At 60.5% G+C, this 15,024-nt stretch carries 19 protein-coding genes; 7 read left to right on the top strand and 12 right to left on the bottom strand.

Going from position 1 to position 15,024, the window contains the following annotated elements; all coding sequences use genetic code 11:
• The first annotated feature begins 678 nt into the window (after positions 1–678).
• Together ACODTY_RS13910 and ACODTY_RS13905 are read left to right on the top strand one after the other, a co-directional pair.
• Entirely contained in the window at positions 679–2,193 is a 1,515-nt protein-coding gene (locus ACODTY_RS13910) for an APC family permease (RefSeq protein ID WP_488994848.1), read from the top strand.
• Between the two features lie 12 nt (positions 2,194–2,205).
• Positions 2,206–2,700, top strand: coding sequence for a universal stress protein (locus ACODTY_RS13905; RefSeq protein WP_488994847.1), 495 nt, complete (start codon positions 2,206–2,208; stop codon positions 2,698–2,700).
• Positions 2,701–2,818: 118 nt separating this feature from the next.
• On the opposite strand, the gene ACODTY_RS13900 is transcribed toward ACODTY_RS13905, so the two are convergent.
• The 3 genes from ACODTY_RS13900 to ACODTY_RS13890 all read right to left on the bottom strand — a co-directional run bounded on the left by ACODTY_RS13900 (position 2,819) and on the right by ACODTY_RS13890 (position 4,567).
• Entirely contained in the window at positions 2,819–3,481 is a 663-nt protein-coding gene (locus ACODTY_RS13900; protein WP_488994846.1) for an HAD family hydrolase, read from the bottom strand.
• Complete coding sequence (gene dut / locus ACODTY_RS13895; protein WP_488994845.1) at positions 3,478–3,963, bottom strand: dUTP diphosphatase; 486 nt, start codon at positions 3,961–3,963, stop codon at positions 3,478–3,480. The genes ACODTY_RS13900 and dut overlap by 4 nt, the downstream gene beginning before the upstream one ends.
• A gap of 136 nt (positions 3,964–4,099) precedes the next feature.
• Complete coding sequence (locus tag ACODTY_RS13890; protein ID WP_488994844.1) at positions 4,100–4,567, bottom strand: Lrp/AsnC family transcriptional regulator; 468 nt, start codon at positions 4,565–4,567, stop codon at positions 4,100–4,102.
• A 111-nt stretch (positions 4,568–4,678) separates the two neighbouring features.
• Between ACODTY_RS13890 and ACODTY_RS13885 the strand changes: the two genes are divergently transcribed.
• The 3 genes from ACODTY_RS13885 to ACODTY_RS13875 all read left to right on the top strand — a co-directional run bounded on the left by ACODTY_RS13885 (position 4,679) and on the right by ACODTY_RS13875 (position 7,402).
• Entirely contained in the window at positions 4,679–4,936 is a 258-nt protein-coding gene (locus ACODTY_RS13885) for a DUF6356 family protein (RefSeq protein ID WP_488994843.1), read from the top strand.
• Positions 4,937–4,949: 13 nt separating this feature from the next.
• Positions 4,950–5,744: a class II glutamine amidotransferase gene (locus ACODTY_RS13880; RefSeq protein ID WP_488994842.1), complete on the top strand. Its 795-nt coding sequence runs from the start codon at positions 4,950–4,952 to the stop codon at positions 5,742–5,744.
• Positions 5,745–5,812: 68 nt separating this feature from the next.
• Complete coding sequence (locus ACODTY_RS13875) at positions 5,813–7,402, top strand: peptide chain release factor 3 (RefSeq protein ID WP_488994841.1); 1,590 nt, start codon at positions 5,813–5,815, stop codon at positions 7,400–7,402.
• A 4-nt stretch (positions 7,403–7,406) separates the two neighbouring features.
• Here the strand turns inward: ACODTY_RS13875 and ACODTY_RS13870 are convergent, their stop codons facing one another.
• From ACODTY_RS13870 to ACODTY_RS13850, 5 genes are all read right to left on the bottom strand, one after another.
• Positions 7,407–8,033, bottom strand: a complete 627-nt coding sequence (locus ACODTY_RS13870; RefSeq protein WP_488994840.1) for a glutathione S-transferase family protein — start codon at positions 8,031–8,033, stop codon at positions 7,407–7,409.
• Positions 8,034–8,130: 97 nt separating this feature from the next.
• Positions 8,131–8,511 (bottom strand): helix-turn-helix domain-containing protein, encoded by a 381-nt coding sequence (locus ACODTY_RS13865; RefSeq protein ID WP_488994839.1) that lies wholly within the window; start codon positions 8,509–8,511, stop codon positions 8,131–8,133.
• Positions 8,508–9,035 (bottom strand): Smr/MutS family protein, encoded by a 528-nt coding sequence (locus ACODTY_RS13860; RefSeq protein WP_488994838.1) that lies wholly within the window; start codon positions 9,033–9,035, stop codon positions 8,508–8,510. The genes ACODTY_RS13865 and ACODTY_RS13860 overlap by 4 nt, the downstream gene beginning before the upstream one ends.
• Complete coding sequence (mltA, locus tag ACODTY_RS13855) at positions 9,032–10,168, bottom strand: murein transglycosylase A (protein ID WP_488994837.1); 1,137 nt, start codon at positions 10,166–10,168, stop codon at positions 9,032–9,034. Before mltA ends, ACODTY_RS13860 begins: the two co-directional genes overlap by 4 nt.
• A gap of 20 nt (positions 10,169–10,188) precedes the next feature.
• Positions 10,189–10,896: a Tim44/TimA family putative adaptor protein gene (locus ACODTY_RS13850; RefSeq protein WP_488994836.1), complete on the bottom strand. Its 708-nt coding sequence runs from the start codon at positions 10,894–10,896 to the stop codon at positions 10,189–10,191.
• A 201-nt stretch (positions 10,897–11,097) separates the two neighbouring features.
• Between ACODTY_RS13850 and ACODTY_RS13845 the strand changes: the two genes are divergently transcribed.
• Positions 11,098–11,583, top strand: coding sequence for an FxsA family protein (locus ACODTY_RS13845; RefSeq protein WP_488994835.1), 486 nt, complete (start codon positions 11,098–11,100; stop codon positions 11,581–11,583).
• A gap of 96 nt (positions 11,584–11,679) precedes the next feature.
• On the top strand, positions 11,680–12,177 hold the full coding sequence (gene secB / locus ACODTY_RS13840) for a protein-export chaperone SecB (protein WP_488994834.1): 498 nt from the start codon (positions 11,680–11,682) through the stop codon (positions 12,175–12,177).
• A gap of 49 nt (positions 12,178–12,226) precedes the next feature.
• On the opposite strand, the gene dnaQ is transcribed toward secB, so the two are convergent.
• Genes dnaQ through ACODTY_RS13820 form a run of 4 tightly spaced genes read right to left on the bottom strand, consistent with a single transcriptional unit; the run spans position 12,227 to position 15,018 of the window.
• Complete coding sequence (gene dnaQ / locus ACODTY_RS13835) at positions 12,227–12,931, bottom strand: DNA polymerase III subunit epsilon (RefSeq protein ID WP_488994833.1); 705 nt, start codon at positions 12,929–12,931, stop codon at positions 12,227–12,229.
• A gap of 50 nt (positions 12,932–12,981) precedes the next feature.
• Positions 12,982–13,587: a dephospho-CoA kinase gene (coaE, locus tag ACODTY_RS13830; protein ID WP_488994832.1), complete on the bottom strand. Its 606-nt coding sequence runs from the start codon at positions 13,585–13,587 to the stop codon at positions 12,982–12,984.
• The gene (locus ACODTY_RS13825) at positions 13,587–14,426 is read right to left on the bottom strand and encodes a shikimate dehydrogenase (RefSeq protein ID WP_488994831.1); all 840 of its coding nucleotides are present in this window, start codon (positions 14,424–14,426) and stop codon (positions 13,587–13,589) included. The genes coaE and ACODTY_RS13825 overlap by 1 nt, the downstream gene beginning before the upstream one ends.
• Positions 14,419–15,018: a Maf-like protein gene (locus ACODTY_RS13820; RefSeq protein ID WP_488994830.1), complete on the bottom strand. Its 600-nt coding sequence runs from the start codon at positions 15,016–15,018 to the stop codon at positions 14,419–14,421. Before ACODTY_RS13820 ends, ACODTY_RS13825 begins: the two co-directional genes overlap by 8 nt.
• Positions 15,019–15,024 lie beyond the last annotated feature (6 nt).

Genomic DNA, 15,024 nt, shown 5'->3' with positions numbered 1-15,024 from the left:
CAGGTAAGAGAGCTTGTGGCCTCATTGCATTTGGTGAAATTTTCTTTCTCAATGTGAATCGCATTGAACTGGAATTTTTGCCCAATGAAGAACAGCTCTTTGATTCATCGGATTTGGTAATCGGAGGAGACGGATGGGTGGAAAAATAACAACAACAAGCATCCATAACGTGTGAAAATTGAGCGGCTGTAGCTTAGCCATCATGACATCATAAAAGCGATACGGGAAGAATTGCACCGCTACGGTAGCGTGTGCCGTTTCTGTCGTGTCGGTATTGGTGCATCTGGCAAAGCCCAGCAAATCAAATAGCGCAATTTTCGACCTCGGCATGGCCGCGCGCAGCGGCGGTGCCGGGCCAGTGGCCGGCTACCAACCGACCTTCACACAAAAGATGCAGAGACAGGCGCGTCGGGTTTTGCGTACGCGCCGGTAATTTCACGTCGAAGAGCAAAAGCCGCGAGCCGTCTTTCGGTGGCCCGTGGGTACTTCGTGCGACCTCAAGCACATTGATCGGCGAGGGGCCGAACAGACAGGTACGCAGACCCGATTTTGCCAACCAAGGTCATAAGGAGGAGGAAACCCCATGACTGACAAGCGCAAACGCACTTTCTACACGGAGCCGATTGGCTGCACATGCCGCGAAAATCCGATCACCGCAAAGGTGAAAGGGGGAATGAAATGAGCACCAATCACGGGGACACAATCGACGTACTGGACTACGAACAAGGCAATCTTCAGACCGGCACAAATTGGTGGGGTGCCTTTGTCATCGGTCTGGCCGGAACCATTCTCGTAACCGGCGCAGCGCCAGCCTTTCTTACGGTTTTCGGCGCTTCCTACATTCCCTTCATCGCATTCTTCACGCTCACAGGCGTTGTGTTATGCCTCTTGCTGGCAGAACTGTCGGCAATGATGCCCGGGCGAACGGGCGGTTCTCCATCCTATGCCTACCCTGCCTACAAGGACCGATGGCCGCGGCTGGCGCCGCACGTCAACGGGGTCACGGCTTGGATGTATTGGGTGGGCTGGATGCCTGTCGCTCCGCTCAACATGATCCTGGCGTCGTTCTATATCACCCACCTGTTCGGGCTGGACGCGACTGTCGGCATTACGCCGATCAGCACCTTCATCCCCTGGTGGACGCTGGCGATTACCGCGGTCGGCCTTCTGGTCCTGTCGGTGCCCGCCTATCTCGGCATCCGTTTCGGCACGTCGATGGCCACCATACTGGCGGTGCTGTCGATGATCCCGCTGACGTTCCTGTCGATCGGCTTCGTCTTCAATCCCGATGCCGCGAACTGGAGCGAGATCGCCAACTTCCCGCAACTCGACGGGTCGAGCTTCTTCAGCGACATCAACGGCTACCCTGCCTGGGTCATGTATGTGGCCTATGCGTTCCCGCTGCTATGGACGGTCATCGCCTATGAAGCGGCAGCCTGCTACATCGGCGAGTGCAAGCATCCGGGCCGCGACGCCAAGATCGCCATGACGCTCGAGGGCGGCTACGGCGTCTTCGTCTACACCATGCTGCCGATTTCGTTCGTGGTCGTGCTTGGTGCGCAGGCCATCTCGGACCCGGCTTTGGTCGATCCGAAGACGATGTTCGTCACCTTCGCCAGCAACATCTTCCCCGGCGTGGCAGGGGCCGTAATGGAATGGCTGATGGCGATCATGCTGATCATCGCGTTGGTGCTGTCGGCGCTGAACTCGCTGATGGGTTGCTCGCGTTCGCTCTACCAGATGTCGCTCGACGGCCAGTTCCCGCGCTTCTACCAGCACCTCAACAAGAACCACGTTCCCGACCGGGCAATGATGACCAATGTCGGGGCCAGCCTGCTCATTGCGTTCATGGGCGGAGCGATCGAGATCTATTCCTTCTCCAACGTGGGATATCTCGGTTCCTTCGTGCCGGTGCTCATCGGCTACTACCTGCTGCGCAAGGACCGCCCGAACGTCCATCGTCCGTTCCGCCTGCCGGAGTACTTCAAGTACGTCGCGCTGGCGCTGGCGGCGCTGTATTTCTTCGTGTGGTTGGTCGGCGGCGTCATCTACTCGTATATCGGCGGCCAGGCGATCTACTACTTCCTCGGCATCGCCGCGACGTTCATGTACCTGCCTCTGTACTGGTACCGCAAATGGGAGGATCGCCGTGACGGCGTCCCTGCCGGTGCGGTAGCGACAACCAGCAACTAGGAGGTTGGGCAGATGATCCGGAACCTGTTCGGACAGTCACGACCCGCCGGCGAATCGAAAGCCGCGCAAAATGTGCTGATTGCTTCTGAGGGCAGACGTTTCAACCAGGATGTGATCGACCTGGCGGTGCGGATGCTGCTTCCACATGACGGCCACGCCAGGGTACTCAGCGTGGCTAGGTTGTGGGGCACAGGTCTTGGGTTGCCCAATCCGGGCTTGCGTCCCAGCAAGCGCGAGATGGAAGAGCAGCAAGAGAACGTCTTTTGGGCTCTCGGCCAACTGGAGGATGCCGGCGTCTCGGCAGGTGGACATATCGTAACCACCCGCAATCCGAGCAAAAGTATCCTGAACGAGGCAAAGCGTCACAATTGCGATGCCATTATCATGGGAGCAGACCCACGGCGCCCCTGGTTTATCCGCAATCTTATGTGGAGCCAGGAACCCTATCGGGTCCATGCACGCACACCCATTCCAGTCCATCTCGTCTGTCCAGCCGGGCAGACTTAACTCAGACAAAATAATCCTGGCTTTGGGGCGATTTGGCCGGTCTCGATGCAAATCGAGGCCGGCTTTTTACAAGGCGACCCCTAATCTTGGCGGCTCAGGCTGTCGGGATCCGCCCGCATCAAGCGACAGGAACAAGCCCGGCCAGCTCGCGCATGTCGTCGAACAGTATGCCACCCGCCGCGCGCAAACCTTCAACATCGGTCATTGCGTCGCCATGGTAGGAAAAGACACGCATGCCAGCGGCCACGCCCGCCTGTGTTCCGGGAACGCTGTCTTCGATGACGATGCAATCCTGGGGTTCGAACCCCATGGTTCTTGCGGCGTGCAGGAAGAGGTCAGGTGCGGGCTTGCCGCGCTCAACCATGGAAGCGCTGAACAGCACGTCCTTGAAATGCGGCAGCAGGCCGGTCCGGCCAAGCGTCAGATGCATCTTCTCGACACGCGCCGACGATGCAACGCAGTGGACAATGCCGGCGCGTTCGACAGCATCAATAAAACTCTCAACATGCGGTATCACCTCCAGACCGTCGGCAAACAAGGTCTGTATTTCCGTATACCAGCGGTCGATGAGGTCGGCTCCGAGGTCGATGCCCGCCGTTTCTATGAGTTCGCTGCGCACCGACGACAGGCTGCGCCCGCTGAACCGGCGCCGGCATTGCTCATAGGCGATGGGATGACCGGCCGCGGTGATCCACTCAGCCAACCGGCGATTGGCAGGACCTTCGGTATCGACCAGCACGCCGTCGCAATCGAAGATGACGAGTTTGGGCTGAATGCTCACGCCGTACCCGTCGAACCAAAGCCGCCGGAGCCGCGCGACGTATCTCCCGCCAGCGTACGCTCCTCGGCTGCAACCTGCACCACGGGTGCGAATATGATCTGGGCAATGCGCATGCCGCGCGTAACGGAAAAATCCTCGTCGCCCAGATTGACGAGCAGCACGCTCACCTCGCCACGGTAGTCGCTGTCGATGGTTCCCGGCGTATTGAGACAGGTAATGCCGTGCTTGAGAGCCAGCCCCGAGCGGGGGCGAATCTGGCCTTCCATGCCTTGCGGTATCTCAAGTACCAGCCCCGTTGGCACGAGAGCGCGCTTGCCCGGCAATATCAAGATCGAGCGATCGTCGGCGATAGCCGCGCGCAGGTCCATGCCGGCTGCGCCAGCGCTTTCATATGCGGGCAGGGGCAGGCCCTCTCCGTGCGGCAACCTGACGAAACCGACTGTCGGGCCGATGACTGAAGGCGATTGGCGGGTGGCGGACATGGCGATGATCCTGTTGAGGCGCTGGCCTGAATGGTCAATCCCGGAGTACCGCGTAGAACGACTTCCTCTCCAGGCGGTTCCGCTTACAGCACGGGGGGCGACGTGGCCAGAACAGATGTGGCCCCGAACGATGATGTCAACGCACTTCCACCGGGATCACTGTCGTCTCCCTGATTTCCTCCATGACGAAAGAGGCCGAGACATCGGTAAGCGGCACCTTGGCGATGAGGCGCTGGTAGAGCCTGTCATAGGCCTTCACGTCGGCCACGCGGGCGCGGAGCACGTAGTCGAGATCGCCGGACATGCGATAGACGCCGGTGATTTCGGGAAAGCTGGTTACCGCGGAACGAAACGTCTTCAGCCATGCGGGGTCATGATTGGAGGTGCGCACCAGGATAAACACCGAAAGGCCGAGCCCGAGCTTGTCGGCATCAACAAGCGCGACGCGCCCGGTAATTACCTTGTCTTCCTCCAGTCGCTTGACCCTGCGCCAGCAGGCATTGCGCGACAAGGCCACGCGCTCGGACAACTGGTCCACCGACAAGGTGCCGTCGCGTTGCAGTTCAGCCAAGATTCTTCGGTCAATTTCATCCAGATCGGTCATATATCGGGATATTTGTCCCAAGATATGTGCAAGTTCAAGGATAAAATGGGATATGTCATCGAGGCTGCCATGCGATCCTGCCACCATCGACCGAGCCGCAGGAGAACCGCCATGCCGACCCACATCACCAAGATGTTCATCGATCATCCGGCTTCGGTCGGAGAGACCTATTTCGGCCATATGGCCTTTGCCGCATGGTTTTCCTCGCGCCTGTTCATGGCCGCATTTGCCGCCGTCATTCACGCTTTCTTGCCGTTTTTGTTCGAGACTACGGCCAGCCGGATCATCCGCGAACTTTACGAGCGGACGCATAATCGTGGCGGACATGCGGTTCCAGACGATCGCACGATGATCGGGGACCGCGCCTAGGAGCGAACAGGGCATGTGTCGTTGGGCAGCCTATATCGGTGATGCGGTCTTCCTCGAGGACATCGTCTCGGCGCCCTGCCACTCGCTCATTGCCCAGAGCCACTGCGCCACCGAGGCAAAGACCGCGACCAACGCCGATGGCTTCGGCCTTGCCTGGTATGGCGAGCGCCCGGAACCCGGCTTCTTTCGCGACATCCTGCCGGCCTGGTCCGATCCGAACCTGAAAAGCCTGTGCCGGCAGATCAGGTCGAGTCTTTTTCTTGCCCATGTGCGCGCCTCGACAGGCGGGGCGACCAGCCGGGTCAATTGCCACCCCTTCATCAACGGCCGCTGGTCGTTCATGCATAATGGCCAGATCGGCGATTTCGACAGAATCCGCCGCAAGCTCGAAGCCAATCTCGGCGACCAACTCTACGACCAGATCGAAGGCACCACGGATTCGGAACTGTTTTTCCTTTTGATGGTCGAAAACGGACTGGCTCACGATCCGTTCGGCGCGGCCACGCGTGCCGCTGCCAGCGTCATCTCGATGCAGCGCGCCTGCGGCGTGGAGGCAAACCTCAAGCTCACCGCCGCTTTCGCCGACGGCGAGACGCTTCACGCAGTGCGCTACACGACCCATGGCAACGCGCCGACACTCTACACCCGAACGCTCGGCAGCGGCCGTTGCGTGGTGTCCGAGCCTTTCGACCATGACGGCAGCGGTTGGCAGTCGGTACCTCCGTCCAGCTATGTCGCCGTCAGCCGCCAGGGCATCAGCGTGCGTCCCTTCGCGCCGGAAAAGGTCGAGCTTGCGCTGACCGCCTGAACGGCATTTCCGTTCGACAGTTTCTTTCCCGGCTGTTAGAAGCCCGCCACCTAACGGGATTTCAGATATTGGCCGAGATTATCGAACAGGCGGTCGCGCGCCGCCGCACCTTTGCGATTATCGCGCACCCGGATGCCGGCAAGACGACGCTGACCGAGAAGCTGCTGCTTTTCGGCGGAGCGATCCAGCTCGCCGGCGAGGTCAAGGCCAAGAAGGACCGTATCCAGACCCGCTCGGACTGGATGAAGATCGAGCGCGAGCGCGGTATTTCGGTCGTCACCTCGGTGATGACCTTCGAATATGGCGACAACGTCTTCAACCTGCTCGACACGCCCGGCCACGAAGACTTCGCCGACGACACCTATCGCACGCTGTCGGCCGTCGATTCCGCCGTCATGGTCATCGATGCCGCCAAAGGCATCGAGCCGCGCACGCTGAAACTGTTCGAGGTCTGCCGACTGCGCGACATTCCCATCGTCACCTTCGTCAACAAGATGGACCGCGAGGCGCGCGACACGTTCGAGATTCTCGATGAGATCGAACAGAAGCTGGCGCTCGATACCGCCCCGGTCACATGGCCTATCGGGCAGGGCAAGACTTTTGCCGGAACCTATCATCTTGCCGAAAATGCCGTTCGCCGCCATGACGAGGAAAAGGACCGCACGCCGGTCCACGGCCCGGATTCCAATCGCGCCGCCGGGCTTCTGCCCGAGAACGATCGCCCGGCTTTCATCGAGGAACTGGAACTGGCCCGCGAGGCCTGCCGCCCCTTTGATCTCGAGGCTTTCCGGCAGGGCCATCTGACGCCGGTCTTCTTCGGCTCGGCCTTGCGCAATTTTGGCGTGCGCGACCTGATCGAAGCATTGGGCAACTGGGCGCCACCGCCGCGCGCGCAGGACGCCGACACGCGCAAGGTCGAGGCGACCGAAGAGAAGATGACGTCCTTCGTCTTCAAGATCCAGGCCAACATGGATCCCAATCATCGCGATCGCATCGCCTTCGTGCGGGTCTGCTCGGGAACGCTGGAGAGAGGCATGAAGGCCAAGCTGGTGCGCACCGGCAAGCCGATGAGCCTTTCAGCGCCCCAGTTCTTCTTCGCCCGCTCGCGCATCACCGCCGACGAAGCTTACGCCGGCGATGTCGTCGGCATTCCCAATCACGGCACGTTGCGCATTGGCGATACGCTCACGGAAGGCGAGGAAATCCTGTTTCGCGGCGTGCCCAACTTCGCACCCGAAATCCTGCGCCGAGTCAGGCTGGGTGATGCGATGAAGGCCAAGAAGCTGAAGGAAGCGCTGCATCAAATGGCCGAGGAGGGCGTCGTGCAACTGTTCTCGCCGGAAGACGGATCGCCGGCGATTGTCGGCGTGGTCGGCGCCCTGCAGCTCGACGTGCTGAAGGAACGGCTCAACATCGAGTATTCGTTGCCGGTCGATTTCGAGATGTCGCGCTTTTCAGTCTGCCGCTGGATCGCCGCCGACGAGCGTACCGAGCTTACCCGCTTCATCGAGGCGCATCGCGGCGACATCGCCCGCGACCTCGACAACGACCCGGTGTTCCTCGCTCAGCATGAATTCTCGCTTAACTACGAGGCCGAACGCTGGAAGGCCATCCGCTTTGCTGCGGTCAAGGATTATCAGGTGCGCGACGCTGCCTGAAGTTTCAGGCCGGCGGAATGAACGGCTGCATGATGGTCTGGAAGACTGGCATGGCCTCGAGCTTTTCGGAATGGGCGGCCAGCGCCGGGTAGTCGGCAATTGCGATCAGGCCGGGATGCGCCTCGGCCAATGACCGCAGTACGGCAGCCACGGCAATGTCGGCGTGGCCGATCCTGTCGCCGAACCAATAGGCGCTGCCTCGGCTGGCGCGGTCGGCCTCCAGCACCGCAAGCACGCCGGAAATTTGCGAGCGACAGCGTTCGACCCAGACTTGCGATACTTCCGTGTGAAGGCGCTTTTCGTAGAACAGGCTGACGACCTTGTCGGCCATGCCGGTGGCAAGCGCGGCGACCTTGAGCGCCTGATGCCGGGCCGGTTCAACCTTCGGAAACATCGCCTGCTCTGCCGGCACGAGACTGTCGATGTAATCGAGCATCAAGTGGCTCTCGATCAGCACATCCCCATCGTCGAGGACCAGCGTCGGCACCCGCACAAGCGGATTGTACTCGCGTATCTTGTCGGTATCGCCGAACACGCCCCACGGCCGATGTTCGAAGGGAATTCCGTAGAGGGTCAGCGCGATACCAACGCGGCGGACAAAAGGTGAATCATACTGTCCGATCAGGATCATGGCGTGCCTTCAGGAATACACAGGGAACGTGTGGCGAGATTGGCCAGTTGGCGATCTTTCGGCAAGCCCCGTTGAGGGTCCTGCTGACGCAAGGATGTCAGGAGTCCGCGCGTTTCGCACGTTCGAGCATCTGGCGGACCGATGCAGTGATATGACGGATTTCTGCCTCGTCCAGCCTGTCGATGCCTTCCGCCAAAAGGTTGGCGAGTTCGGTTGCGGCTGGCGAAAGCCCCGACGTGTCTACCTTGACCCGTGGGCGCGATGTCTCGGCAAGGCGCTGGAACTCTTCGGCCTCGTCCCAGATAATGTTGAAGTAGCCAATGATCTTCTGGAGCAGCGTCCAGCTTGGCACACCCCTTCGACCGTGTTCAAGCGCGGACAAATAGGCGGCACTCACGCCTATCGCGGCAGCCATGTCCTTCTGGCTTGCACCGCGTTGTTGCCGGAGCTGGCGGATTTTTTCACCCAGCGGTGTCATGCCCGCACCCGGCGCAAGCGCACATAGAGTGCGCCTGATCCACCATGATGGCGCGCGGCATGGTCGTGGCTGGACACAAGATGCCGGAATGCCGGCGTCGATAGCCAGGCGGGAACGGAGCGGCGCAAGACGCCGTCACCGCCGGAGGACGAGCCCTTGCCGGTGATGATCAACACGTAGCGTATACCGCCGGCATGGGCGCGATGCAGGAAGGAATGGAGCAGCGAATAAGCCTCTTCCTGCGTCATGCCGTGCAGGTCCACCCGGCCTTCGATCGGCAGGCGGCCCTTCGAGAGCTTGTCCAACGTCGGCTCATCAAGATGGTGCGGCACCGGATGGGACTTCGGCTTGACGATGCCAGAGGAGGGAGCGGGCAAGGGTGGGCTTGGCTCTGGTTTTGGCAGGACTTCAGCGACGGGAAGCTCAACTGCGGCCTTGCCCTTCAGCGGCTTGGCGCTGCGGGCAACCAGGCTCCACAGCACCCGGTCCTCCTCGCTCAGCTTCTTCTCCACACGCCTGGTCATCTATTCACACCCGAAACTCTCTTTTCGGTGCCAAGCAATAAGGGTGCGAGCTTGCGCGGGACAAGCGCGAAGAAGTCGGCGGTATGGCGCACGACGCCGGCGATTTCGCCCGCGGCATTGCCGGAGCCGGCAAAAAGGTCACCGCGCGCCGGACCGGTAATCGCGGATCCCGTGTCCTGCGCAATCATCAGGCGTCGAAAAGGGCGACCGTCAAAGGCGGTCAGCGCCGGCGCGTCGATAAAGAACGGCGTACCAAATGTATGCAGCAAACGATCAACGGCAATCGAGCGACCAGGTGTCAGAGGCACCTTGGCGGCGGCGATGGGATCAAGGTCCGGGTCGCTTACATCGGCTTGCCTGAAAAATATGTAAGAGCGATTGCGCCACAGGATTTCGTCGATGCGATCCGGATGGCATTTGAACCAGGCTCGGATCGATTGCATGGTGACGTCCTGCAACGGAATTTCACCGAGGTCGGCCAGAGCCTTGCCGGGTCCGGAGAACCGTTGTCCCGACTTGGCAGCGTAGGTCACGCGCATCAGGCTGCCATCTGTCATCGCTAGACGGGCCGCTCCTTGCACATGGATGAAAAACGCATCGACCTTGTCGGCGAGCCAGGCGATTTCCAGACCTTGCCCGACAAGCGCGCCGCTCTCGATTTCGCGGCGGTCAAAATACTCGACCGGACCGTCGGCAGTTGCCCGGGCGAAGGCCAGATATGGGTCCATGCCATTGGGGCGGTTATCGTCGTCGATATCGATGAGATCCTGCGGTCGAGAGAGAAGCGGGACGGAAAATCGCTCGGTGCAAACCGATGAGGCCTCGACCTCAGGCTCGTAAAACCCGGTCACCAAACCAGCTTGGCCAATCTCCTGGTGCACCTGCAGCGGAACGAAATGACGCTCGAAAAACGCCCTTGCCTCAGCACGATCCGTCGGTGCCAAAGCCCGCGCTTCTTCATAAGCCTCCGCAAACGACGCGCATTCGATACCGAGCGCGCCGGTGCGATACGGCTTGGTCAATACGTGTTCGGCACTGCGGCGGAACGCATCGAAAGCGGCAAGCTGGTCGTCGTCCTGCCACCCGGGCAACTCGTCAAAGCGGCGTTCCGTCAATGGAAATGGTTGCGACACGGGCGACCGCCGCCTTGGGCTCAGTCTTCTTCTTCGGTAGCAACTAGCTTCCAGTTCGGGTCGCGAGAGCGCGTGTCGCGGGCAAAGGTCCATACGTCCTTGACCTCAGCCACGGTCTCGGGGTCGCCATCGATAACGGTGCCAGCCTTGTCGCGCGTCGCCGAGATCAGCTCGCTGACGATACGCAGCGTGACATGGGCTTCCGAGCCCTTCATTTCGGCCGATACGATGTCGGCCTTGTCGATGCCGACAAAGGACGACTGGATTTTTTCCGACTTGGCCTCGCGCTCGGAAATCGCGGCGACGAAACCGTCGAAAACCTCGCGCGACAACAGGTTCTTCAACGTTTTCCTGTCGCCGTCGGCATAGGCCATGACAATCATCTCGTAGGCCATCTTGGCGCCGTCGACGAAACCCTTCGGCTCGAAGCTGGCGTCGTTGTCCTTGATGGTGCGAAGGCCCTTGTTCAAATCGGTATCAGGCTTGGCGAAGGCATCGATGTCGGCATAGACATCCGCCGCCGGCTCACCCTGCGCCCGCTTGCGCGGCAGCGCCACCACATTGTCGGAAGCCTCTGCATCTTCAGCCGCTGGCTTGCGGGATGCGGAATAGGGGTCAAACGGCGGCCGCTCGCTGCCGGTACGCCGACCGAGCACGTTGCGCAGCTGGAAGAAGATCACCACTGCCGCGACGAGAAAGAAAATCGTGCCGAAGTCGAAGAATTCCATGCTTGCGCCACTCAATCCCTGTTTCGGCCTCTGTTTCGGATTCACCGAGCCGGTTTTGCCCTCATCTTGGCATCCGGCCATCAAAGCATATAGAACGTGAGACACAATCATTCAAATCAATGGCAGGCATACCTATCTGAGGGAACCAGGGCCAGCGGCAAATGCTGCAAGAGCTCAAAACAACGGTCGAACGGCTTCAATTTGCGAATTTCTTTCCTTCCCCTGCTCATACTTGCGCTTCCGCTCGCCGAAATCGCCGGTTTCGTCGTCGTCGGAAGCAAAATCGGTGCGCTGGCAACAATCGGCCTCGTGCTTGCCTCGACGATCACCGGCAGCCTGCTCATCAGACATCAGGGCTTCGGCGTCATGACCAAGGTGCGCACCGAAATGGATGCCGGGCGAGATCCCAGCGCCCAGCTGGCGCATGGAGCGATGATGGTGTTTGCCGCCATCCTTCTCATCGTGCCGGGTTTCATCACCTCCATCATCGGACTGCTGTTCCTGCTGCCGCCGGTGCGCGACATGGCTTGGCGGCACCTGAAGAAACGCGTCTCGGTCGTAACCGAATTCGGTACGAGCGGGTTTCGCCAGCGCGACAAGACCATCGATCTGGATGACGACGACTACAAGCGCAGTGACAACACTCCCAACACTTCATCGCCGTGGCGTCAGCTATCCGACGAATAGGCGACCCCCGGCAAACCTTGTCTTGTCATGCCGGAAATGATAGCTCACCGCTCGACTTCAATCGGGGCCGCTAGGCCCGAAAAAGGAAATGGGCTCATGGCCGAAAACGACGAGACGCAGAAGGGTGCCGCTACGAACGGCAATGGAACGCAGCCGACGCTCAACGTGCTGGCGCAATATGTGAAGGATCTTTCCTTCGAAAGCCCCGGCGCGCCCAACTCGCTGCGTGCCCGCGACAAGGCTCCCGGCATTGCCATCAACGTCAACGTCAACGCCAATCCGCTGTCCGAACAGCAGTTCGACGTCAATCTGGCGCTGAATGCCAAGGCCACCGTCGACAAGGATGTGCTGTTCAATGTCGAACTCGTCTATGGCGGCGTTTTCAATATCAGCGGCTTCCCGCAGGAGCACATGCTGCCGCTTCTGTTCATCGAATGCCCGCGGCTCCTGTTCCCGTTTGCGCGCCAGATCATCGCCGAGGCGACACGCAATGGCGGCTTCCCGCCGCTGATGCTCGACCCGATCGACTTTGCGCAGATGTTCCAGCAGAAGATTGCCGAGGATCAGGCTGCCGCCAAGGTCAAGGTAAGCTGATCGCGGTCGCTTACTTTCCAGAACAAGAACCCGGCTTCGGCCGGGTTTTTTATTGGCCGGTAATGCTGAGCCAAACGGCCTTTTCACCGAGCGTCTCGACCAGGGCCGCGTGCGCTGCGCGCTCGGCATCACTTAGGCGCGACGGCAAGGGTGCCGGGCGAGGAGCGACCACAACATCGGTCTGTTCCACGAGGACGGCGCTCGCGGCTGCCACCGCGACGTTGTCCAGGGTGAGCGCGGCCTGCTTTCCACCAATAAGCTCGATGTAGACTTCCGCCAGAAGCTCCGAGTCCAGCAACGCCCCGTGCTTGGTGCGATGGCTGTTGTCGATACCATAGCGGCGGCACAATGCGTCGAGCGAATTGGGTCCCATCGGATGTTTGCGCTTGGCGAGCGCCAGCGTGTCAATGACCATTTCCGGTGCAACCGGCGGACGACCGATACGCGCGAACTCGGCATTGATGAAGCCGATATCGAAGTTCGCGTTGTGGGCCACCAGCTTGGCTCCATCGATGAGCTCGATGAATTCGTCGACGATGGCGCCGAATATCGGCTTGTCGGCCAACTGGTCCGCAGAGATGCCATGTACCGCCTGTGCATCCGCGTGGATCTGCCGGCCCTGCGGATTGATGAAGAAATGAAAGGTGCGGCCGGTCGGGAAGCGGTTGACCATTTCGACGCCGCCCAGCTCGATGATGCGGTCTTCCCGGGAATCAAGGCCGGTGGTTTCAGTATCGAAAATGATTTCACGCATCGAATCGCTCCATCGCCCAACATGGCCATGGGCGGCAGGGTCGGCAAGTTTCAGCTTCCAGGCTGGCTCGGTTTTTCCCCCGTCAACTCATCGATTATAGCTTGGATGGCGCCGCGTGTCGCATCGAAGCTATGCGCAGTGTCGATAACAATGTCGGCCAACCGGCGCTTTTCGGCGTCAGGCACCTGTCTGCGCAGGATCGCCTCGAACTTTTCTTCCGTCATTCCGGGCCGGGCGAGGACCCTGGACCGTTGAACGTCGGCTGGAGCGGAAACGACAATGACCTTGTCGACGCGATCCCGTCCCCCCGTCTCGAACAGCAAGGGAATATCGAGCACGGCCAACGGCGCTCCGGCAGAACGGTGACGGGCCAGAAAGGCATCGGCGTCGGCGCGAACCAACGGGTGGATGATCCCTTCCAGCGTCTTCAATGCAGCCGGATCGCCCAGCACGCGTTGGCCAAGCAACGCGCGGTCGACGCTGCCGTCGCGCGTCGTACCAGGAAAAGCCGATTCAACCAACGGAACTGCCGCGCCCGCATAGAGGCGATGCACGGCTTCGTCGGAATCATGCACAGGCACTCCGGCATCGGCAAACATCTTGGCAGCGGTCGATTTGCCCATGCCGATTGAACCGGTGAGGCCAAGGACGATCATCAAGTCGCCCCAAGGTCGGCCACGATGGCGGCGCGCAGGGCCGGCGTCACCACCGGGCGTTTTGCGAACCAGTGTTCGAAACCCGGTACAGCCTGATGAAGCAACATGCCGAGGCCATCCACCGTCTTCAGCCCGCATCTTGCAGCGGCTGCCAAAAGTGGCGTTTGCAGCGGCACATAGACGATATCGGTCACGATCGCAGTGCCGGGAAGCCGTGCCGGGTCCGCAGGCAAGCCTTCATTGCCATGCATGCCGAGCGCTGTGGTGTTTATAAGCAGCCCCGTATCAACCAACAGTTCATCCGTTGCTGCGGACGCATGTGCGCTGACGCCCCGGCCGAACCGGTCGGCAAGCTCTTGCGCCCTCGACAAGGTTCGATTGACGATACGGATATCCTTCACGCCGCGCTGCTTCAGGGCATAAATGATCGCCCGCGCCGCACCTCCGGCTCCCAACACCACTGCGGGGCCGTTGCGAAACCAGTCCGGCGCATATTCGTCGAGATTGGCGGCAAAGCCATGGGCGTCGGTGTTGCCGCCCCAAAGGACACCGTCTTCGAACCAAAGCGTATTGACGGCGCCGATTTCCTCGGCCGCCTCGTCTCGCCGCTTCACAAGACCGAATACCGCTTCCTTGTGCGGAATGGTGACGTTGCCACCACGAAAACCGCGTTCCCTCAAGCCGCGGATGAACTCGGCCAAGTCAGCCGGCGCGACATCAATCGCGTCATAGCTGCCTGAAATGCCGCTCGCCTCGAGCCAATGGCGATGGATCTTCGGCGACCGCGAATGGGCAATCGGATGGCCGATGACGAAAGCCCTTGCCAATGGATCAGCCATCGATGGCGCCCAGGCTGCGCAATTCGGCAAGTACGGCCAACAGCGGCAAGCCAACGATCGTGAAGTAGTCGCCCTCGATCTTCTCGAACAGTTGAATGCCTTCGCCTTCGACCTGATAGGCACCGACGCTGGCCAGCGCCTTTTTACCAACATGGGCAAGATGACGGCCGATGAAGGCCGGATCGAGATGGCGCATCGTCAGATTGGCAATGCCGACGTGACGCCAGAGCACGTTGCCATCGCGCACCAAAACTGCCGCGCTGTTGAGCTGATGGGTCTTTCCGGACAATGCCAGCAAATGCCGGCGCGCGCCTTCCATGTCCGCGGGCTTGTGGAACACTTCATCGCCCAGCGACAATGTCTGGTCGCAGCCAAGCACCAGGGCACCTGGATAGCGTTCGCTGACCTCGACAGCCTTGGCTTCGGCCAGAACCAATGCCACGTCCTCCGGCGAGACACCGCTGTCCTGCAAGGGAGCCTCAAGCGCGCGTTCGTCGACGTCGGCCGGTACCGCCTCGATATCAAGGCCGGCATTGACGAGCATCGCCTTGCGGAACGGGCTGCCGGAGGCGAGAATGAGCTTCTCAGTCATGGATAT

Source organism: Mesorhizobium sp. FG116, assembly GCF_057809835.1.
Note: the sequence above shows the minus strand (reverse complement) of the source record. Positions and strands in the feature narration are given on the sequence as shown.